Raw genomic sequence first — 20,845 nt, forward strand, 5'->3', positions numbered from 1 at the left:
GCTCACTCCGCGGCCTCCGCCATGTGGCCGTGCCCGCCGAGATCCACCACGCGCAGCGTCGTTCGCACGCGCTGCGTGGTGCCGTCCTGGAAGCGGATCACGGTGTCGACGGGGATGTCGGCATCGCCGCGGTAGATCGCGTTGATGATGCCTTCGTATTTCTCGTTGATGACGCTGCGGCGCACCTTTCGGGTGCGGGTGAGCTCGCCGTCGTCGGCATCCAGCTCCTTGTAGAGCAGCAGGAAGCGAGAGATGCGTTGAGCCGGCGGCAATGTGGCGTTGACGGTCTCGACTTCCTTCTTGAGCAGCGCGTAGACCTCGGGCCGCGAGGCGAGGTCGCTGTAGGTCGTGAACGAGAGTCGGCTCTTCTCCGCCCATTTCGAGATGATGGAGTAACGGATGCAGATCATCGCCGCGAGCGCGTCGCGGCCGGCGCCCAGCACTACGGCTTCGGCGATATAGGGCGAGAACTTCAGCTTGTTCTCGATGAACTGGGGCGAGAAGCGCTCGCCGCGCGAGGTCTCGGCCAGGTCCTTGATGCGATCGATGACGACGAGCTGCTTGCTATCGTTGAAGTAGCCGGCGTCACCGGACAGCATCCAGCCGTCCTTGATGTCGGCGACGCTCGCCTCGGGGTTCTTGTAATAGCCGAGGAACATGTTGGGATGCCGCACCACGATCTCGCCGACGCCGTGGACGTCGGCATTGTCGATGCGGATCTCGACGCTGTCGGCCATCGGCACGCCTGTCGTGTCGGGGTCGACCTTGCCCTCGGGGTGCAGCGTATAGGCTCCTAGCAGTTCGGTCTGGCCGTAGAGCGTGCGCAGCGGCACACCCATGGCCTGGAAGAACTTGAAGGTGTCAGGGCCGAGTGCCGCGCCGCCGGTCGCGGCCGAACGCAGGCGGGTAAAGCCGAGGCGGTCGCGGAGCGCGCGGAACAGGATTGCGTCGGCAAAGCTCGAACGCTTGCCGTCCGCGAGCGCCGCGAGGCCGCTTTTCATGCCGATGTCGAACAGGCGCTGCTTGAAAGGCGTCGCGTCCATCACCTTGGCGCGGACGTCGGCGGCGATGGATTCCCAGACGCGCGGCGCAAACAGCACGAACGTCGGCGCGATTTCGCGCAGATCGTTCATCATCGTATCAGGCTCTTCGACGAAGTTGATCTTCATCCGGCACAAGAGGCCTTTGCCGAGCACATAGACCTGCTCCATGATCCACGGCAGCGGCAGCACGGAGACGTATTCGTCGTCCGGCCCTTTCGGATCGAAGGCGAGATAGGTCGCGCAATGGCCGAGCACGCGGCCGGCGGCGAGCATGGCGAGCTTCGGGTGCGAGGTGGTGCCCGACGTGGTGCAGAGAATCGCGACGTCCTCGCCCTTGGTGGCATCGACGAGGCGATCGTAGAGCTCCGGCTCACGCGTGGCGCGGCCGCGGCCGAGTTCGGCGAACGCTTCCGCCGACATCAGTCTGGGATCGTCGTATTTCCGCATGCCGCGCGGATCGGAATAGATGATGTGCTTCAGCCGCGGCACGCGCTCGGCAAGCGCGAGCAGCTTGTCGACCTGCTCTTCGTCCTCGGCGAAAACGACCTGCGCCTCGCCATAGTTGAGGAGGTAGGAGGCTTCCTCGTCCAGCACGTCGCGATAGAGCCCAAGGCTCAGTCCACCGATGGCGTGCGTCGCCACTTCCGCCGCGACCCAGTCCGGCCGGTTGTCGCCGATGATGCCGATGACGTCCTCGCGCCCCAAGCCCAATTCGATCAGGCCGAGCGCAAAGTCGCGTACGCGGGTGTGGTAGTCATTCCAGGTGAAGACGCGCCAGAGCCCGAGATCCTTTTCGCGCAACGCGATCTCGTTGCCGTGCTCCCTGGCATTGAGCCGCAGCATCTTCGGATAGGTGTCGGCCTGCGCGACGCGGCCCGCGTAATCCATCATGCCGCACTCTCCTGCGCTGGCGGAGCATCGTCCGGATCGACCAGCACCTCGTCCTCCTCGCCGAGATAGGCACGCCTGACGTGGGGATCGGCGAGCACGGCGGCCGGATCGCCCTCGGCGATCTTGCGGCCGAAATCGAGCACCATGACGCGGTGGGAGATGTCCATCACCACGCCCATGTCGTGCTCGATCATCACCACCGTCATCCCGAACTCCTCGTTGAGGTCGACGATGTAGCGGGCCATGTCCTCCTTCTCCTCGAAGTTCATGCCGGCCATCGGCTCGTCGAGGAGAATGAGGCGCGGCTCCAGCGCCATGGCACGGGCGAGCTCGACGCGTTTGCGCAGGCCGTAGGAGAGGGTGCCGGCTTGCGCCTTTCGCACCGACTGGAGATCGAGGAAGTCGATGATCTCCTCGACCTTGCGGCGGTGCTCGAGTTCTTCCTTGCGCGCGCCGGTGAGCCAGTACAGCGATCCCGTGAGGAAATTGTTCTTCAGGAGGTGATGGCGCCCGACCATGATGTTGTCGAGCACACTCATGTGGTGGAACAGGGCCAGATTCTGGAAGGTGCGGCCGATGCCGAGCGTGGGGCGCGCGTTCGGCGTCAGCCCTGTGATGTCGCGGCCCCGGTAGAACAGCTGGCCCTCGGTCGGCTTGTAGCGACCGGAAATACAATTCACGATCGAGGTCTTGCCGGCGCCGTTGGGGCCGATGATCGAGAACAGCTCGCCGTCATTGATCGCAAAGCTGACATCGGTCAGCGCACGGACGCCGCCGAATCGCAAGGACACGCCGCGCACTTCGAGACTGGTAGCCACCAACAAATCCCTCCCGGTGATGGCGCATTCAGCGGCGCTCTTCGTCCGTTCCTGTCGGGCGATCCTAGTACGGCCGTGCCGGTGAGGCCATGCAGCTATTGGTCTCGACCGGCGCCGCGCCACTCTTGCTCCCGATCGGGATCAAAAGCCGCATCACCCAAGGTGGTCCTCAATAGGGGAAAGCGCTATTTTGAAATGTCTCCCGCCTGACAATTCTGCGACAAAGTTTTTTCAGGCGGGAGTGGCCTTCATCTTTCGTCGGATGGTGGTCGAAGCGATCGTGTTGCAGTGCAGCAGAGAGATTGGGTGGCGAACGGTGCGGCTGGCTTCGGCATCATGATTTCAGAGGATCAACTGAAGCGGGTCGCCGCCTGGTCGCGCGAGCTCACGGAAGCGGAGATCGAGGTCGCACGCGCCGGAATCACGGAACGGTCCTACCGCACCGGCGAGACCGTGTTCATGCGCGGCGACACGTTCGGCTATTGGGCGGGCATGGTGAGCGGCCTGGCACGGATGGGCGGGGTCTCGCGCGACGGCAAGGAGACGAGCCTTGCGGGGCTGACGGCCGGGGCCTGGTTCGGCGAGGGCAGCGTGCTCAAGAACGAGCCGCGCCGCTACGACGTGGTCGCGCTGCGCGACAGCCGCGTCGCGCTGATGGAACGCAGCGCCTTCATGTGGCTGTTCGAGAATAGCGTCGGCTTCAACCGCTTCCTGGTGCGCCAGCTCAACGAGCGGCTCGGCCAGTTCATCGGCATGCTCGAGGTCAACCGCACGCTGGATGCCACCGCGCGTCTCGCGCGCAGCATCGCCTCGCTGTTCAATCCGATCCTCTATCCGGAATCCACTGCACATCTGGAAATCACCCAGGAGGAGATCGGTGCGCTCTCGGGCATGTCACGGCAGAACGCCAACCGCGCGCTAAACCGGCTGGAGAAGGAGGGGCTGCTGCGGCTCGAATATGGCGGCGTCACCATTCTCGATGTCGAGCGGCTGCGCGGCTACGGGGACTAGCGCGCGTACTCCTAAACGTCAGCTTCCGAGGCTTAAGCGGAAGTTGCCCTGTTCGGTCGGCATCGACTGCTTGTGACCGGTTGCGGACCTCGGCCAACGATCGCCGCTACCTCAGGGGTAGCCGCCGCCGTGCGGCCGTGTCCAGCTGTTGCCGGGTAGTGTTCGGGGGGTGACGAAACAAAATCCGCCGGGATGAAACCATTTTCCGGCCTTCACGAAGGCATGGTGAAACAGTCGGACGTTTAAGAAAGTATTGGAAGCGATGGGCAAAGGGGCACAGCACAAAGAACGACGATCGCCATGGGGCGGGGAGCGAAGCCATGTCACAGATTCGCAAAGCTTTTTTGGGTGCTCTCGCGACAGTATTGACGATCGGTGCCGTGCAACTCGCTTCAGGTCACGACCTCGGAGACCGCTGGCAGGCGGGCTCTGAACAGCCAGGTCACATCGTCAATCGCGCCGGCAAGGCAGATCATCTTGCTGCCCCCAAGCCGTTCGCAGTCCAGACGAAAACGGTTTCCCTGCGCTTGAACGATCAAGCCGATACATCGGTCCTGATGCGTATTCCATTTGCGCAGGCCCGCATCACCAAGACGCCGCTGTGGAATCAGAGCCGTAAGCCGACAGTCGCCTGCGAGCCCATGGTCAGCACGCTCACGGAAGTCGCAAGGCTCCTGCAGCCCGGCCGTTGCGTGACCTGATCACTCAATCCGCTTTTCGGGGTGAAGCGGAAATGTCTGTGAAGCTTCTTGATATCGTGCTTTGACCCTCAACAGACCTTTCAATGTCTGCAAGGCCCTAGCGTGCATTGGCGGGGGCGTGGAGCGGCCAGAGGTCGGCGCGCCAGTGGATCGCGATCGCCAGCATCGCGATGAAGCCCGCGACGGCATAGAGCGAACCCGTCGCGGAATAGCCGATGATGTCGATCAGACTGCCGGCCGCGAGCAAGCCGAGCGGCAGGCCGTAGATCACCATCATGCGCACGCCCATCACGCGCCCGCGCAGATGTGCGCTGGCCGTACGCATCAGGATCACGGCTGCCGAGATCATGGACATGCTCTGGGCGATGCCGGCGAGAACGAGGCAAGCCATGGCGACAGGCATGGTCCTGATCTCGACGAACACCAGCAGCAAGGTGTACCAGGCCAGCGTCGCACAGATCAGGAGCCGGGCAATGCGCAGTCCGCCGACCAGGCTGAGCGTGATGGAGCCGATCAGCGAGCCGACGGCGAAGCTCGCCGAGAGATAGCCGAGGCCGGTCTGGTCGGTCTGGAAAATTTCGCGCGCGATATAGGGCAGCAATCCTCCGGTGAAGGGAAATGCGGTGAGATTGGCGAGGAAGGCGACGCACAGCGCCGCACCCATGCCCGGGCCGTTCCAGGCGTAGACGATCCCTTCCTTCAGTTCGTCGAGCAGTTTTGAAACGGCGCGGCTGTTCGCCGGCAGATCGGTCGTGGCAACGGACCTTTCCGGCCGGGTCAGGCAGAACATGAAAATCGCAGCAACCAGATAGAGGCCGGCGACCGCCGCATAAACGAGCCCAATGCCAAGCACGGCAAACAGCCCGGCTCCCGTCAGCGCTCCGGCAATGCGCGCGCTGTCCTGGGTCGTGCGTGACAGGCTGATCGCGCCGATCAAAAGCTCGGCCGGCATGATGTCGGCGAGCAACGCGCTGCGAAGGCCGAGATCGGAGGAGCGGATCAGGCCCATGATCGTCACGATGATCATGACGTTGAGCGGCGCCAGATGGCCGGTCAGCGCCAGCACCATGATGGTCGAGGCGAGCACCGTATAGACGAGGCGCATCACGACCAGGAGATCGCGATGACCGATGCGGTCGCCGATCATGCCGAACACCGGCGCGACGAGCGTCCCGACGAACTGGAGCGAGGCAAGCACGGTCAGCAGCAACACCGAGCCGGTCTCGACCAGGATGTACCAGCCGAGCACCAGCGTCTCGATCTCGAACGCCCAGGAGGTGAGCAGGTCGGACGGCCACTGGAAGCGATAGTTGCGGATGCGGAATGGCGCGAGTGCGGAAGGTCGTGCGGATGTGCTCAAGATGCGATGACGGGTTTCACGATGATTCCCCCTTATTCTTGTTCTTCTGTTCGGCAGGGTAGCTCCGGCCATGCCCCTGTCAATTGGTGCTACCGCATGCCGCCATGCTTGCCGACGACGCGCGGTGCGCCAGTGCGCCCGCAGCATCGCTTCGTCGCCCAGCCGATACGGAGAGGTCGACCAACCACCGCTTGCTCTTCCCGTGCGAGGAGCCCATGCTTGCCAGGTTCCTGGGCCCATCCGGCAGGTCCGGGAGCTCGCGCCATCGCGGCTTCCGCGAGGTCATGACCCATGAACTGCTCTTGCTGTGGTTTAGAGGTCCAGAGCGGCTTTGCCTTCTGCCCGAAGTGCGGCACGAAGCAGCCGAACGCGTGCCCCGGCTGCGGCTTTCCATGCGCGCCGGATTTCGCCTATTGCCCGAAATGCGGTGCCTTCGTCTCTGAGGCCTCTACAGGCGGCGGGCAGGCATCGGCGCGGACGAGCCCGACGACGCTCCCGATCCGGTCCTCGTCTCCGCCGCTCGTGCCGGCGGAGGACGCTCAAGCCGTATTTCGAGCTCCGTCGGACAAGATCGACAGCGAGGCGAACCGCCGTACCATCACCGTGCTGTTTGCCGACCTCAGCGGCTTCACTGCGATGAGCGAGCGGCTCGACCCCGAGGTCATGCAGACGCTTCAAAACGCATTGTTCGAGGAGTTGACGGCCGCGGTGCAAAGTTTTGGCGGCTTCGTGGACAAATTCATCGGCGATGCGCTGCTGGCTCTGTTTGGTGCGCCGGCGGCGCACGAGGACGACCCGGAGCGAGCGGTGCGCGCTGCCCTCGACATGATCGGCCGGACGGCGCGCCTCAGCGAACGCGCGGAGGCGTATGCCGGTTCACCGCTGCTGCTCCATGTCGGCATCAACACCGGGCACGTCGTCGCGGGCGGGCTCGGTGCGGGTGTTTCCAAATCCTATTCGGTGACCGGCGACACGGTGAACACCGCCCAGCGGCTACAATCGATGGCGGCTCCGGGCGAGGTGCTGGTCGGGCCGTTGACCCACCGTCTGACGCGGCATGCGTTCTCCTATGACTCGCTTGGCGAGGTCTCGCTGAAGGGCAAGATGGGCAGCGTGCTGGTCCACCGTCTGAAGGAGCCGCTCGACACGCCCCGTGCGGCGCGCGGTCTCGACATGCTGGGTCTCAATGCGCCGTTGATCGGACGCGACGCCGAGCTTGCGCGCCTGATCGGCAGCCTTGATCGCGCGTGCGGGGGCGCGGCTCAACTGGTGCGGCTGGTCGGTGAAGCCGGCATCGGGAAAACGCGCCTGGTCAGCGAATTCGTTGCGCGCATTCGCGATCAGGATCGATTCGCCGGCGTGGCGATCCGGCACGCGGCGTGCTCGCCGCTCGGCGAACAATCCTACGGCACGCTCGCCGCCGTGCTGCGTAGCGCCTATGGCATCGCGCAGAAGGCGGGCGCCGCAGAGGCGGAGGCGAAGGTCGCCGAAGCGCTGTCGGAGCTTGGCCTCGCGACCGACGAGGCCGACCGCCTGATGCCCCTCTATCTGCACGTCCTCGGCCTCGGCGACCCCAACGCCGCGCTCAGGCATGTCGAGCCCGAACAGCTCCGCCGGCAGATATTCTTCGCGATTCGCACCGTCTTCGAACGCCGCCTGGCACTGTCGCCACTGCTGATCATCGTCGAGGATCTGCACTGGGCCGACGCGGTGTCGCTTGAAGCGTTGCGGTTCCTGATGGATCGGCTGGAGCGGACGCGGCTGATGCTGCTGTTTACGCATCGGCCGATGCTGGAACTGGACCAGTTCGGTTCGAGCAGGATCAGTCACACGACCCTTCGGCTGCCCCCGCTTGGCGACGCCGACGGACAAAGGCTGCTCGCGGCCTATTTCAGTCACGGTTGGCGTGAACCGCCGGGAGGTCTGTTCGGTCGAATCCTCGATCGCGCCGGCGGCAATCCGCTTTTCCTCGAGGAGATCATACGCGGCCTGATCGAAGCCGGCACCCTGGAGCGCGACGGCGCGCAGTGGCGGATGAAGTCGGATGAAGCCTCCGCCGATATTCCGGCAAGCATTCAGGCATTGCTGCTGGCGCGTCTGGACCGGTTGCCGCATCAGGTGCGCCGCCTGGCACAGGAAGCCGCCGTAATCGGCCCGCGGTTTGATGCGGCCGCTCTCGGTGCGGCGGCAACCGAGCCGGCAAGGGTTGAAGCAGGGCTCGAGCTTCTGTGCGACGCGGAGATCATCGAGGAGATCGCGGGCGCGAACTCGATTTCGCTGCGGACCTACCGCTTCACGCAGACCATGCTTCAGGACGTGATCTATCAAAACCTGCTTCTGCAGCGCCGGATCGAGCTTCATGGACGGATCGGCGGGGCGCTCGAGAGGCTCTATGGCCATGAGCCCGAGCGCCTCGAAGATCTCATCCTGCTCGGACATCACTTCAGTCTGAGCGCGAGCAAGCCGAAAGGCGCGCGCTATCTGCGCGCGGCCGCCGATCGCGCTCGCGCCAGCTATGCCAATGACGATGCCATCCGTCTCTACCAACAGGCCCTCGCCGTGCTGTTGACCGGCGGCGAGCGGGAGCCGGAACGTCTGGTCCTGTACGAGCGGATTGCGGACCTCTGTGCCGCGGCTGGCCGCCGGAACACGGCCGAGGAGCACTATCAGAGCGCGTTTGAGGGGCACCGCGCCATCCAGGACCGGATCGGCGAAGCGCGAATCCTTCGCAAGCTTGGCCGATTGCTGTGGGACGCCGGCAAGCGGATCAAGGCAGAGACGCATTACGCCGAGGCGGCCAACCTGCTTGGAGGGATCGACGCGCCCATCGAGTGGGCGCATCTCCTGCAGGAGCGCGGCCGTCTCGCGTTTCGGACCGGCGATCACGTGGCCGCCGCAAGATGGGCAGACGAGGCGCTCGGCTATGCACGGTCCGCCCCCGCGGACGCGGACGAGCAGGCCGGTCTCGAGGCGGCACGCGCCATTGCGGAGGCCCTCAACACCAAGGGCGTTGCGCTGGCGCGGCTTGGACGACACGCGGAGGCGGTGCGCGAGGTGGAGCAAAGCGTTGCAGCCGCCGAAGCCGCCGGCCTCCTCAACGTAGCCTGCCGCGGCTACACCAATCTCGGTGTGCTCTACACGATCGTCGACCCGGCGAAAGCCGTGGAGGTCTGCCGGTGCGGACTCGATGTCGCGCGTCGGATCGGGGATCTCGGCTTCCAGGCGCGTCTTCTCGCCAATTTTGCCGTTGCCTGTTGCACCTTCACGGACAGATGTACCGAGGAAGGGGTACCGGCTGCCGAGAAGGCGATCGAAATCGACCGTGCGCTCGATCAGCGCGAGCATCTCTCCGTGCCCTTGATCGTGCTCGGGCAAATCCATCAATGCCACTTCCGCCCCGATCTGGCCGCCCTCTGCTACAATGAGGCAATCGAGGTGGCGAACGAAACCGGCGAACCGCAGCAGCTCTTTCCATGCTATGATGGTCTTGCGACGCTGAGCCTTGATCGAGGCGACATGCCCGAGGCCGACCGATATTTCGCGCTGGCGCATGATGTCTGCGCCCGCCACGGGCTTGATCCCGCCGGGCTGATCGTACTGCCATTTCTTGACTAGGTCATATGAAGGAGTTCAACCATGCCAGAACTTCATGTCGATGGACCGCTTCAACCGGGCGATCGCGCACCGGACATCGTGCTGGACGCCATCACACGCGACGGAACGATCTCGCTCCAGGATTTTCGCGGGCACAGTCCGATATTGATCGGCTTGTTTCGCGGGCTGCACTGCCCGTTCTGTCGGCGCCACATCGCGGCACAGGCGCAGCTTGACGCAGCCCTGCGCGACAAGGGCGTCGAAAGTCTCACGGTCGTCAATACGCCCATCGAACGCGCGCGGCTCTACTTCCGCTATCATCCCTTGCCCAATCTGCTCGCCGCGTCCGACCCCGAGCGGGTCTCGCACCGCGCGTTCGGCCTGCCCACTATCGAGTTTACGGAGAACGAAACCGAGTGGCCGCGCAAGGTGGGTATGGACGTCGTCAAGAGCATGCAGGTGGACATGCCCGGGGAGTTGCCCGGGCCAATGAATCGCTTGGCGGCCGCCGAGCAGCTCAACAATAAGGACGGTTACGAGATGATGGAGGCCGATCAGCGCATGGCGGCAACGGGCCAGGGCCAGCTGTTCGGCCAGTTCCTGCTCGATCGCGAGGGGATCGTGCGCTGGACCTTCACCGAGGTTCCTGAAGGCGGCCACCGCATGTTCGGGGCTCCGAGCCCTCAGGAGTTGATGTCGGCCGCATCGCAGGTGGCGAGCTAGGCATCGTCGGCTGGTGATTAACCCGCCACCTTCGGCCGCTTCTCGGCGAGCGCTGCCGCCATCGCCGAGATCAGCGGGCGCATGAAATAGTGGTCTTCCGCCGGCGCGATGTCCGTGCGCAGGCCATGCGCGGCGAGCTCTCCCGACACCGCAGGGCCCACTGACGCGATCAGCGTCCGCTCCAACCCCGCGCGCAACTTCGCCTCGCTGCCGTGTGCCTTCGCGGCTTCCACGAGGCGGCGGACCTGGCCAAGATTGGTCAGCGCGATGGAATCGATCCGCCCCTCGGCCATGTCGTCGATGGCGGCGACGATGTTGGCATCCGCCGCCTTGGAATCGTAGGCATAAGGCAGCACGGTGTCGACATCGGCGCCTTGGGCGGCAAGCGCGCCGGTCAGTGCGCTGTGATCCTTGTCCGGATAAAGCTGAAGGCCGACGCGTCGCCCGTTCAGATCGAGCCTGCCCAGCATTTCGATCACGCCCTCGGTGGTCGGCTTCTCCGTGGTCTGCTGCGCATCGAGGGAGATCTCGCGCAACGCCTTGCCGGGCTTCGGGCCGCGGGTGAATTTTCGCGACTTGGCAAGCGCTGCGACCAGAGCTTGGTCGAGACCACGGGTCCGCGCGAGCTTCATGATCCGCCGCAGGCCTTCGCCCGTCATCAGCACGAGGTCGTCAAAGGGTTGGTCGATGGCGCGGCGGATCCAGGCCTCGACCGGGGCGGGATCGGGCGCGTCGTGAATGGAGAACATCGGGCACTGCACGACTTCGGCACCTTGCTCCGCCAGAAGCTTTGAAAACTGCGCCTCCTCGCGCGTCTCCAGGATCAGGATGCGGTAGCCGTTCAAGCGGTCGGCCATGGGTGTGCTCCGGCGGTAAACTGCAATGGTCCGTTCATCCTGACTCCGCGCTTTATGTAGAAGCAAGTCTTGGGATCAAAGTCTTGGGATCAAGTCTTGGGATTGGCGCAAGGGCAGGGTCGGTGATAGAGCAGGGCGCAAATCGCGGGTCGCTCCGCACCCCGTTGCACAAACCTTCATCAAGAGCCATGCCCGATCATCAATATGTCCTGACCCTGTCCTGTCCGGATCGTCCCGGCATCGTCTCGGCGGTGTCGACCTTCCTGGCCCACAACGGACAGAACATTCTCGATGCCCAGCAGTTCGACGACGTCGAGACCAAGAAGTTCTTCATGCGCGTGGTGTTCACCGCCGCCGATCTCGCCGTGGAGCTGTCGGCGCTCCAAACCGGCTTTGCCGCGATCGCGGAGCGTTTCGGCATGGATTGGCAGATGCGCGACCGTGCCGCGCATCGCAAGGTGATGCTGCTGGTGTCGAAGTCCGACCATTGCCTGGTCGACATCCTCTATCGCTGGCGCACCGGCGAGCTGCCGATGGTCCCGACCGCAATCGTCTCCAACCATCCGCGCGAGGTCTATGCCGGGCTCGATTTCGGCGGCATCCCGTTCCACCATCTGCCTGTCACCAAGGAGACCAAGCGCGAGCAGGAGGCGCAGATCCTCGATCTCGTCGCCAAGACCGGCACCGATCTCGTCGTGCTCGCGCGCTACATGCAGATCCTGTCGGACGATCTTTCTGCCAAGCTTTCCGGCCGCTGCATCAACATCCACCACTCGTTCCTGCCGGGCTTCAAGGGCGCAAAGCCCTATCACCAGGCCCATGAGCGCGGCGTCAAGCTGATCGGCGCCACCGCCCATTACGTCACGCGCGACCTCGACGAAGGCCCGATCGTCGATCAGGACGTCGAGCGCATCAGCCACCGCGACACGCCGGAGGATCTCGTCCGCAAGGGCCGCGATATCGAGCGGCGCGTGCTGGCCCGCGCGATCCGCTACCACCTCGACGACCGCGTCATCCTCAACGGCCGCAAGACCGTGGTGTTCATGGATTGATTGCCCGTCGTTCCGGAGCGCGCGACGCGCGAATCCGGAACCTCGAGATTCCCCGGTGCGCAATTGCGCACCATAGGTCGCCTCTGCGAGCCGCCCCGGAGTGACAGCGAGATCGTTGTCGTGCCTCAGCGCACCGCACCGCCCGACGTGGACCCCGTCGCACCCTTCTGCGCCTGCTCTTCCTTCTCGCGATCGGCCGCCGGCAGCAGCCGCTTGCGTTCGCGCTCTTTCATGTAGGCGTCGTATTGCGGCGTGCCGGGCCGCGGCGGTGCGTCGGCCGGCAGGCCACCGGCCCATTGCGGGACGTAGTCGCCCATGCCGGCGGACAGCTTTTCGTTGACGGTGCCGCAGCCGGACAGCCCCGCGGCGAGCGCTACGAGGGTGAGGACGGAGCGGAAGGGTTTGAGCATTGTGCGCGCGCGAATTCAGTCAGGTTGGGCGCCGGGTTAGGCTGGCGCGGGAAGAGTAGTCTTCAACAAGGTAAAATAGACTTATTCGAGGTAGGTAATTAACTACCGATTTGCGGTGAGCCGAAGCCTCGCCGGTGTCCGAATTCTGCAAAAGAAAGACGAAATCCTCCATCCACGCGGCCGGCCGCTTTCTAGACTGTGGCAAGGGGCGCGCGACAAACTGGCTTGGTCGGCGGCGGGGCTTTTTCGTTGACAGGTCCATTTTATTTGTACATTCGTACAAATAGGAACGACCGGGATGGGGATGCTCGGGTTACCCCGACGTAACCAAGGCATCGCTCCTGTCGTCGGCAATCGGGACGCGCGGCTTGCGCCGAATGGTCGCCAAACGTCCGATTGACAATAAGGGCGCGAAAGACGCCATGTGGCGCGACATCGCGCGTGCGTGAGCTAAGGTTGAGCCAAGGACCGGGCACTCGGTCCGGCGCAAGAGGTCAGGAATGAAGGGGAGGGACATCTGATGTTCGAACGGAAGACGTTTTCTTACAAGGTCTCTTGGACCGCAGCAGCGGCCGCCATCGCGGGCCTTGCGGCCATCGTGCCGGCCAAGGCCGAGGACACCGTCAAGGTCGGCCTGATCCTGCCGATGACCGGCGGCCAGGCCTCGACCGGCAAGCAGATCGAGAACGCGATCAAGCTCTACATGCAGCAGAAGGGCGACACCGTCGCCGGCAAGAAGATCGAGATCATCCTCAAGGACGACGCCGCGATTCCGGACAAGACCAAGACGGCCGCGCAGGAGCTGATCGTCAACGACAAGGTCAATTTCATCGCCGGCTTCGGCGTGACGCCAGCCGCGCTCGCGGCCGCGCCGCTCGCAACCCAGGCCAAGATCCCGGAAGTCGTGATGGCGGCCGGCACCTCCATCATCACCGAGCGCTCGCCCTACATCGTGCGCACCAGCTTCACGCTGGCGCAGTCCTCGACCATCATCGCCGACTGGGCGGTGAAGAACGGCATCAAGAAGGTGGCGACGCTCACCTCCGACTACGCGCCGGGCAACGACGCGCTGAACTTCTTCAAGCAGAATTTCACTGCCGGCGGCGGTGAGGTGGTCGAAGAGGTGAAGACGCCGCTCGCCAATCCCGATTTCGCGCCGTTCCTCCAGCGCATGAAGGACGCCAAGCCCGACGCGATCTTCGTGTTCGTGCCGGCCGGCCAGGGCGGCAATTTCATGAAGCAGTATGCCGAGCGCGGCCTCGACAAGGCCGGCATCAAGGTGATCGGACCGGGCGACGTCACCGACGACGACCTGCTCAACAACATGGGCGATGCCGTGCTCGGCACGGTCACCGCGCATCTGTATTCCGCGGCGCATCCCTCGCAGATGAACAAGGATTTCGTCGCGGCCTACAAGAAGGCCTTCGGCAACCGTCCGGGCTTCATGGCCGTGAGCGGCTATGACGGCATCCACCTCATCTACGAGGCGCTGAAGAAGACCAATGGCGACACCGACGGCACCAAGCTGGTCGAAGCCATGAAGGGCCAGAAGTGGGAAAGCCCGCGCGGCCCGATCTCGATCGACCCCGAGACCCGCGACATCGTGCAGAACATCTACATCCGCAAGGTCGAGAAGGTCGACGGCGAGCTCTATAATGTCGAGTTCGCGACCTTCGAAGCCGTCAAGGATCTCGGCAAGACCAAGAAGTGACGCGCGAAAGCGCGTCATCCCCGAGCGCGCTTAGCGCGCATCGGGGATCTCGACGTGATGGAAATGGATTCCGGGTTCAGCGCTGCGCGCTGCCCCGGAATGACGAGTGATTACCAGGGTTCACCCGGCTTCCGATGACCTCTATCCTCACCAACCTGTTCGATGGCGTTGCCTACGGCATGCTGCTGTTCGTGCTCGCTTGCGGGCTTGCGGTCACGCTCGGCCTGATGAACTTCGTCAATCTCGCCCACGGCGCCTTCGCCATGGCCGGCGGCTATGTCTGCATGGTCCTGGTCAACCGGATGGGCTGGCCGTTCTTCGCAGCACTGCCGCTCGCCTTCGTCTCGTCGGCTGCGATCGGCATCGTGCTGGAGCGAACGCTCTACCGCCATCTCTATACGCGCAGCCATCTCGACCAGGTGCTGTTCACGATCGGTCTCACGTTCATGTCGGTCGCGGCCGTCGACTACATCCAGGGCTCGTCGCGCGTCTTCATCAATTTGCCGGCTGCGCTCCAGGGCCAGTTCGACGTGTTCGGCGTCGGTATCGGCCGCTACCGGTTGATGATCATCGTGATCTGCGGCCTGCTCACCATTGGTCTCCAGATGGTGCTGGCCAAGACCCGTTTCGGCAGCCGGCTGCGCGCCGCGGTCGATGATCCCCGTGCCGCGAGCGGCCTTGGCATCAACGTGCCGCAGGTGTTCGCCTTCACCTTTGCCTTCGGTTGCGGGCTCGCCGGTCTCGGCGGCGCGCTAAGCGCCGAGATCCTCGGCCTCGATCCGTATTTCCCGCTGAAGTTCATGATCTACTTCCTGATCGTGGTCACCGTCGGCGGCTCGTCCTCGATCACCGGGCCGTTCCTGGCCTCGCTCCTGCTCGGCATCGGCGACGTCGCCGGCAAATATTACGTGCCGAAGATGGGCCCCTTCGTGATCTACACCATGATGATCGTGATCCTGATCTGGCGCCCGAACGGCCTGTTCGGCCGCACGGCCGCGCGTTGAGGCCGCCATGAGCGCTTCCTCCGACGTCGGTTATCACGCCCAGCGCCAGGCGCGCTGGCACTACGGCGAAGTCGCCTTCTGGCTCGTCGTGCTGGCCTGCGGCTTCGCATTCCCCACGCGCTATCTGATCATGACCGACATCCTGCGGCTGGCGCTGTTCGCGATGTCGCTCGATCTCATCCTCGGTTATGCCGGCATCGTCTCGCTCGGCCACGCCGCTTTCTTCGGCGTCGGCGCCTACGCCGCGGGGCTCCTCGCCTTGCATGGGATCATCAACGAGCCCGTGCTCGCGCTGATCGTAGCCGGCCTTGCCGCGATGGTGCTGGGTTTCGCCACTAGCTTCCTGGTGATCCGGGGCGTCGATCTGACCCGGCTGATGGTCACGCTCGGCATCGCGCTGCTGCTGGAAGCGCTCGCCGAGCGCTTCTCCAACATCACCGGCGGCACCGACGGCCTCCAGGGCATCGAGATGCAGCCGATCTTCGGCGAGATTCCGTTCGACATGTTCGGCAAGACCGGCTTCTTCTACTCGCTGGCGGTGCTGTTCCTGTTGTTCCTGTTCGCCCGCCGCGTCGTGCATTCGCCGTTCGGGCTGTCGCTGCGCGCGATCAAGAACAATCCGCTGCGCGCAGCCGCCATCGGCATCCCTGTCAACCGCCGCCTGATCGCGATCTACACGCTCGCGGCGTTCTATGCCGGCATTGCGGGCGCGCTGTTCACCCAGACCACGGCGATCGCCTCCCTCGACGTGTTCGCCTTCGAGCGCTCTGCCGATTTGATGCTGGTGCTCGTCATCGGCGGGACCGGCTATCTCTATGGCGGGCTGGTCGGCGCGGTGGTGTTCCGCATGCTCCAGGAATTGTTCTCCACCATCACCCCGCAATATTGGCAGTTCTGGATCGGTCTCGTGCTGGTCGTGATCGTGCTGGTCGGCCGCCAGCGCCTGCATCGCTGGGTGCTGTACGTGCCGAACCTGGTCATCAAGCAGGTTGCCGGACGCAAGGCCGTCGTTGCCGTGCCGGAGAGCGACGCATGACCATCGCGCTCGAAACCCAGAACCTCGAAAAGCAGTTCGGCGGCCTGCGCGTGACGCGGGACCTGTCGCTCAAGATCGAGCAGGGCGCCCGCCACGCGCTGATCGGCCCGAACGGCGCCGGCAAGACCACTGTGATCAACCAACTGACCGGCGTGCTGAAGCCGAACTCGGGCCGGATCCTGCTCGAAGGCCAGGACATTACCGATCTGCCGGTGCACAAGCGCGTGCTGCGCGGCCTGTCGCGCACCTTCCAGATCAACCAGCTCTATCCCGACCTGACCCCGCTCGAGACCATCGGCCTCGCCGTTTCCGAGCGCCTCGGCCATGGCGGCGACTGGTGGCGGCGGATGGGCACGCGGAGCGACGTCAATGGCGAGATCGCCGATCTCCTGAGGCGCTTCCATCTGCTCGACGTGATGAACGAAGAGACCGTGACGCTGCCTTACGGCAAGCAACGCCTGCTCGAGATCGCGGTCGCGATCGCCGCCAAGCCGCGCGTGCTGCTGCTCGACGAGCCTGCCGCCGGCGTGCCGGAGAGCGAACGCCACGACATTCTTGCGGTCGTAGGCAGCCTGCCGCGCGACGTGACCGTGCTCCTGATCGAGCACGACATGGACCTCGTCTTCTCCTTCGCCGACCGCATCTCGGTATTGGTCTCGGGCGCGCTGCTCACCGAAGGTCCGCCCGACGTGGTCGCGCGCGACCCGCAGGTCAAGGCCGTCTATCTCGGCGAGGAGGCGGTCAATGTCTGACCTGCTCGCGATCGACGCCCTGCGCGCCGGCTATGGCGAGGCGGTGGTGCTGCCCAACATGTCCCTGCGCCTCGCCGAGGGACAGGTGCTTGCGTTGCTGGGCCGCAACGGCACCGGCAAGACCACGCTGATCAACTCCATCGTCGGCGTGACCCGCCGTTTCTCCGGCTCGGTCGCGCTCGCCGGCACCGATGTCACGAGCTTGCGGCCCGATCAGCGGGCGCGGGCCGGCATTGGCTGGGTGCCGCAGGAGCGCAACATCTTCCGCTCGCTGACGGTGGAAGAAAACATGACCGCGGTGGCGCAGCCCGGCCCCTGGACGGTCGAGAGGGTCTACGAGATGTTCCCGCGGCTGAAGGAGCGGCGGACCAATTTCGGCAACCAGCTCTCTGGTGGCGAGCAGCAGATGCTGGCGATCGGCCGGGCGCTGACCCTCAACCCCAAAGTTCTGCTGCTGGACGAGCCGACCGAGGGCCTCGCCCCCATCATCGTCGAGGAGCTTCTGAAGGCGATCGGCACCATCACCCGGGCGGGCGGCATCTGCTCGATCATCGTCGAGCAGAACGCGCAAAAGATTCTGGGGCTCGCCGACCGTGTTGTGATATTGGAGCGCGGAACGATCGTCCACGACGCCCCGAGCGCCGCGCTGAAGGCCGACCCGTCGGTTCTCGAGCGCCACCTCGGCGTCGCAGGGGCGGCGGCCCACTAAGTGCTCTGACGCGTTTTCTTAACGCGAACCGGTACCCACTTCGCTTGAAAACGCTATAGAAAATACCCGGGAGTAGAAAATGCAGCGAACCAAAGCCCCCTTCCGCGCCGACGAGGTCGGCAGCCTCTTGCGTCCCGCGAAGATCAAGGAAGCCCGCGCCAGGCTCGAGAAGGGCGAGATCTCGGCTGACGATCTGCGCAAGATCGAGGACATGGAGATCGAGAAGGTCGTGCACAAGCAGGCCTCGATCGGCCTGAAGCTCGCGACCGACGGCGAATTCCGCCGCTCCTGGTGGCACTTCGATTTCCTGGCCAAGCTCACCGGCTGCGAAATGTTTCACCCGGATACGGGCATCCAGTTCGCGGGCGTCGAGACGCGGCATGACGCGGTCCGCGTGATCGGCAAGCTCGACTTCCCCGACGACCATCCGATGCTGGATCACTTCCGCTTCCTGAAGAAGTCCGCCGACCAGGCCCATGTCACCGCCAAGATGACGATTCCCTCGCCGGCCGTGCTGCACTTCCGCGGCGGCCGCAAGGCGATCTCCAAGGACGTCTATCCTGATCTCGACGCGTTCTACGAAGACCTCGGCAAGACCTACCGCAAGGCCGTGAAGGCGTTTTACGATGCCGGCTGCCGCTATCTTCAGTTCGACGACACCGTGTGGGCCTATCTCTGCTCGCAGGACGAATCGAAGAAGGCGCGCGAGCGCGGCGACAATCCCGAGGGTCTCCAGCAGATCTATGCGCGCGTCATCAATTACGCGCTGGCCGAGAAGCCGGCCGACATGGTGGTGACGACGCATGTCTGCCGCGGCAATTTCCGCTCGACCTGGATTTCTTCGGGCGGCTACGAGCCCGTGGCCGAGACCATGCTGGCCGGCACCAATTACGATGGCTACTTCCTCGAATACGACTCTGACCGCGCCGGCGGCTTCGAGCCGCTGCGCTTCCTGCCCAAGGGCAACAAGGTCGTCGTCGTCGGCGTCATCACCTCGAAGTTTGGCGAGCTCGAGAAAAAGGACGACATCAAGCGTCGCCTCGAAGAGGCCGCCAAATTCGCGCCGCTGGAGCAACTCGCGCTGTCGCCGCAGTGCGGCTTTGCCTCAACCGAGGAAGGCAACATCCTCTCCGAGGAAGAGCAGTGGGCCAAGCTCGGCCTTGCGGTGGAGATCGCGAAGGAAGTGTGGGGCCAGTAAGCCCCGCTTAGCTCCTCGCGTGAGTGACGGGAGCCCTCTCCACATATTCGCTGTCATCCCCCGCGAAGGCAGGGAATCTCGGTGAATTACTGGCGTCTCGGATTACTGGATCGCCCGATCAAGTCGGGCGATGACACCGAGTGAGTGGCGGGCAGCGTCGCAGCCTTGAAAACCAGTGCGCTCACCCGCCCTCACTTCTCCGCCAGATAGACCTCGCCCAGCAGCGACGAGTTCGACCACGGCACCTGCTTGTTCTTCGTGCTCGAGACCACTTCAGCCCGCACCCGCGTCAGCATTTGTTGCACCTCCAGCCCCGGCGTGCCGAGATGGCGGGAGAGGGCGGCGGAGAACGGCGAGTTGGCGCCTTCGCCATCGAGCGCGACCTGGCCCGGCGCGGTGGCGAACGCGATCAGCGTGCCCGCGCCTAGCGTTGCACCGGCGCCCAGGCTCGTTGGCGCTGCGAGGCCCGAAGCGCCCTCGATGCCTCGGTTGGTGCCGGCGGCCGCGACCTGCTGCGCCATCGGATTGTTGCGACAGGCATCGAAGATCAAAATGTTGGTGCGGACCTGGTCGTCGAGGCCGGCCATGATCGTGTCCATGTCGATCATCGCCTCCGTCATGCCCGCGCCCGGCTTGAGCTCGACGTCGACGGGAATGAGATAGTTGCGGCCGTCGACCTGCACGCCGTGACCGGCATAGTACACTAACGCGACCTGTGCCCGCGCCGCCTCGCGCAGGAAGTCGCGCGTCACTTTCTGCATCGCTGCGCGGTCGAGATCGATGCCCTCCGACACCGTGAAGCCGATGTCGCGCAGGCTCCTGGCGACGGCGCGCGCATCGTTGGCCGGATTGGGCAGCGCCTTGACATGCGCGTAGGCGCCATTGCCGATCACCAGTGCGAGGCGCTTGCCAGGCGTCGCCGGGGCAGGCGAGGGCGCAGGCGCCGCGCCCGTTTGCTGCGGAGCCGGCTGCGTCACCGGTGACGGCGCATCGCGCGGGATGGGGGTGAGCGCATCCGTCACCAGCGACAGCCGCACCTTGGCGGTGGCCTGGTTGGCCTTGCTGCCGGCATCGGACGCCACGATCGCCAGCGTCGCCTTGTAGTCGTCGCGCGCATGGGCGTAGTCGCCCTTCGCCTCATAGGCCAGCGCGCGGTGGATATAGCCTGATATCAGCACGCTGTTCGGCGGCGTCATGATGTTGACGGGCGGCTTCTCTTTCGCAAGCCTGATCGCCTCGCTGCCATCGGCAATGGCGCGATCGAGATCGCCGCGCACGCGCCAGATCGCGGTGCGGTTGATCAGCGGCTGCGGCAGCGTCGGGTCGAGCCGGATCGCCTGGTTGATGTCGGCAAGCGCGCCGTCGAGATCGCCGAGCGCCTCCTTCGCGAGGCCGCGGTTCTGGAACGAGAACGTCGATTTGGGCTGCAGCTTGATCGTGGCATCGTAGTCGGCAATCGCCTTGGCGTAGTCACCCTTGCCGCGCCAGGCGTTGCCGCGATTGTGGAAGATGGTGCCATCAGCCGGGCCGAGCTTCAGCGCATCGTCGAAATCGGCGATCGCGATGTCGTAGTCGCCCTTGTCGTAATAGGCCGATCCCCTGAGATTGTAGGCCGCCTGGCTCGGCTGGAGCCGGATCGCCTCGGTGGTGTCGGCGATCGCCTTCGAATAGTCGCCCTTCTTGTTCCAGCCCACCGCACGCCAGAAATAGATCGTCGCGAGCTGCTCGCCGCGAAACACCCTCAGCGCGACGATCTTGTTGCAGGCGTCGATCATCTGGTCCGGCGGCGTGGTGTCGGTGGTGCAGAGCGGCCCGAGCTGGCTGCGCGCCTGCGCGAAGGCGGGCGCGGCCCACAGGGTTGCTGTGAGCAGGCAGAGCGCGACGAGCAGGCGGCGCATGGCGGTGGTCCCTTGAAGGAGAAGCGCTTGTTTGTTGCCCGGCGGTGCGCCGGGGTTCACGCGCTCGTCATTGGACA

At 64.6% G+C, this 20,845-nt stretch carries 17 protein-coding genes; 11 read left to right on the forward strand and 6 right to left on the reverse strand.

Going from position 1 to position 20,845, the window contains the following annotated elements; genetic code table 11:
* Positions 1 to 2: 2 nt before the first annotated feature.
* The gene (locus BJ6T_RS17920; protein ID WP_014493867.1) at positions 3 to 1,934 is read right to left on the reverse strand and encodes a long-chain fatty acid--CoA ligase; all 1,932 of its coding nucleotides are present in this window, start codon (positions 1,932 to 1,934) and stop codon (positions 3 to 5) included.
* The gene (locus BJ6T_RS17925; protein WP_014493868.1) at positions 1,931 to 2,752 is read right to left on the reverse strand and encodes an ABC transporter ATP-binding protein; all 822 of its coding nucleotides are present in this window, start codon (positions 2,750 to 2,752) and stop codon (positions 1,931 to 1,933) included. The genes BJ6T_RS17920 and BJ6T_RS17925 overlap by 4 nt, the downstream gene beginning before the upstream one ends.
* A 336-nt stretch (positions 2,753 to 3,088) precedes the next feature.
* Between BJ6T_RS17925 and BJ6T_RS17930 the strand changes: the two genes are divergently transcribed.
* Complete coding sequence (locus BJ6T_RS17930) at positions 3,089 to 3,763, forward strand: Crp/Fnr family transcriptional regulator (RefSeq protein ID WP_028160237.1); 675 nt, start codon at positions 3,089 to 3,091, stop codon at positions 3,761 to 3,763.
* Positions 3,764 to 4,083: 320 nt separating this feature from the next.
* Positions 4,084 to 4,464, forward strand: coding sequence for a hypothetical protein (locus BJ6T_RS17935; protein ID WP_014493870.1), 381 nt, complete (start codon positions 4,084 to 4,086; stop codon positions 4,462 to 4,464).
* A gap of 97 nt (positions 4,465 to 4,561) precedes the next feature.
* On the opposite strand, the gene BJ6T_RS17940 is transcribed toward BJ6T_RS17935, so the two are convergent.
* Positions 4,562 to 5,824, reverse strand: coding sequence for an MFS transporter (locus BJ6T_RS17940; protein ID WP_014493871.1), 1,263 nt, complete (start codon positions 5,822 to 5,824; stop codon positions 4,562 to 4,564).
* Between the two features lie 291 nt (positions 5,825 to 6,115).
* On the opposite strand from BJ6T_RS17940, the gene BJ6T_RS17945 reads away from it, so the two are divergent.
* Positions 6,116 to 9,439, forward strand: coding sequence for an adenylate/guanylate cyclase domain-containing protein (locus BJ6T_RS17945; RefSeq protein ID WP_028170550.1), 3,324 nt, complete (start codon positions 6,116 to 6,118; stop codon positions 9,437 to 9,439).
* Positions 9,440 to 9,460: 21 nt separating this feature from the next.
* Positions 9,461 to 10,141: a redoxin domain-containing protein gene (locus BJ6T_RS17950; RefSeq protein WP_014493874.1), complete on the forward strand. Its 681-nt coding sequence runs from the start codon at positions 9,461 to 9,463 to the stop codon at positions 10,139 to 10,141.
* A gap of 17 nt (positions 10,142 to 10,158) precedes the next feature.
* Here the strand turns inward: BJ6T_RS17950 and BJ6T_RS17955 are convergent, their stop codons facing one another.
* The gene (locus BJ6T_RS17955) at positions 10,159 to 10,998 is read right to left on the reverse strand and encodes a uroporphyrinogen-III synthase (protein WP_014493875.1); all 840 of its coding nucleotides are present in this window, start codon (positions 10,996 to 10,998) and stop codon (positions 10,159 to 10,161) included.
* Positions 10,999 to 11,186: 188 nt separating this feature from the next.
* Between BJ6T_RS17955 and purU the strand changes: the two genes are divergently transcribed.
* Entirely contained in the window at positions 11,187 to 12,050 is an 864-nt protein-coding gene (purU, locus tag BJ6T_RS17960; protein ID WP_014493876.1) for a formyltetrahydrofolate deformylase, read from the forward strand.
* Between the two features lie 125 nt (positions 12,051 to 12,175).
* Here purU and BJ6T_RS17965 read toward each other — a convergent pair whose 3' ends face one another.
* Positions 12,176 to 12,460 (reverse strand): hypothetical protein, encoded by a 285-nt coding sequence (locus BJ6T_RS17965; RefSeq protein WP_014493877.1) that lies wholly within the window; start codon positions 12,458 to 12,460, stop codon positions 12,176 to 12,178.
* 520 nt (positions 12,461 to 12,980) lie between these two features.
* On the opposite strand from BJ6T_RS17965, the gene BJ6T_RS17970 reads away from it, so the two are divergent.
* From BJ6T_RS17970 to BJ6T_RS17995, 6 genes are all read left to right on the forward strand, one after another.
* A complete protein-coding gene (locus tag BJ6T_RS17970; protein WP_014493878.1) occupies positions 12,981 to 14,171 on the forward strand; it encodes an ABC transporter substrate-binding protein in 1,191 nt (396 codons plus the stop codon).
* 134 nt (positions 14,172 to 14,305) lie between these two features.
* Positions 14,306 to 15,175: a branched-chain amino acid ABC transporter permease gene (locus tag BJ6T_RS17975; RefSeq protein ID WP_014493879.1), complete on the forward strand. Its 870-nt coding sequence runs from the start codon at positions 14,306 to 14,308 to the stop codon at positions 15,173 to 15,175.
* 7 nt (positions 15,176 to 15,182) lie between these two features.
* Positions 15,183 to 16,211 carry a branched-chain amino acid ABC transporter permease gene (locus BJ6T_RS17980; RefSeq protein ID WP_014493880.1) on the forward strand — a complete coding sequence of 343 codons (1,029 nt, stop codon included), beginning with the start codon at positions 15,183 to 15,185 and terminating at the stop codon, positions 16,209 to 16,211.
* Positions 16,208 to 16,963 carry an ABC transporter ATP-binding protein gene (locus BJ6T_RS17985; RefSeq protein WP_014493881.1) on the forward strand — a complete coding sequence of 252 codons (756 nt, stop codon included), beginning with the start codon at positions 16,208 to 16,210 and terminating at the stop codon, positions 16,961 to 16,963. Before BJ6T_RS17980 ends, BJ6T_RS17985 begins: the two co-directional genes overlap by 4 nt.
* Positions 16,956 to 17,672 carry an ABC transporter ATP-binding protein gene (locus BJ6T_RS17990; RefSeq protein ID WP_014493882.1) on the forward strand — a complete coding sequence of 239 codons (717 nt, stop codon included), beginning with the start codon at positions 16,956 to 16,958 and terminating at the stop codon, positions 17,670 to 17,672. Before BJ6T_RS17985 ends, BJ6T_RS17990 begins: the two co-directional genes overlap by 8 nt.
* 79 nt (positions 17,673 to 17,751) lie before the next feature.
* The gene (locus BJ6T_RS17995; protein WP_014493883.1) at positions 17,752 to 18,870 is read left to right on the forward strand and encodes a cobalamin-independent methionine synthase II family protein; all 1,119 of its coding nucleotides are present in this window, start codon (positions 17,752 to 17,754) and stop codon (positions 18,868 to 18,870) included.
* 191 nt (positions 18,871 to 19,061) lie between these two features.
* Here BJ6T_RS17995 and BJ6T_RS18000 read toward each other — a convergent pair whose 3' ends face one another.
* Positions 19,062 to 20,768 (reverse strand): caspase family protein, encoded by a 1,707-nt coding sequence (locus tag BJ6T_RS18000; protein ID WP_014493884.1) that lies wholly within the window; start codon positions 20,766 to 20,768, stop codon positions 19,062 to 19,064.
* Positions 20,769 to 20,845: the final 77 nt, after the last annotated feature.

Origin of the sequence: Bradyrhizobium japonicum USDA 6 (genome assembly GCF_000284375.1) — a bacterium.
Taxonomy (GTDB): domain Bacteria; phylum Pseudomonadota; class Alphaproteobacteria; order Rhizobiales; family Xanthobacteraceae; genus Bradyrhizobium; species Bradyrhizobium japonicum.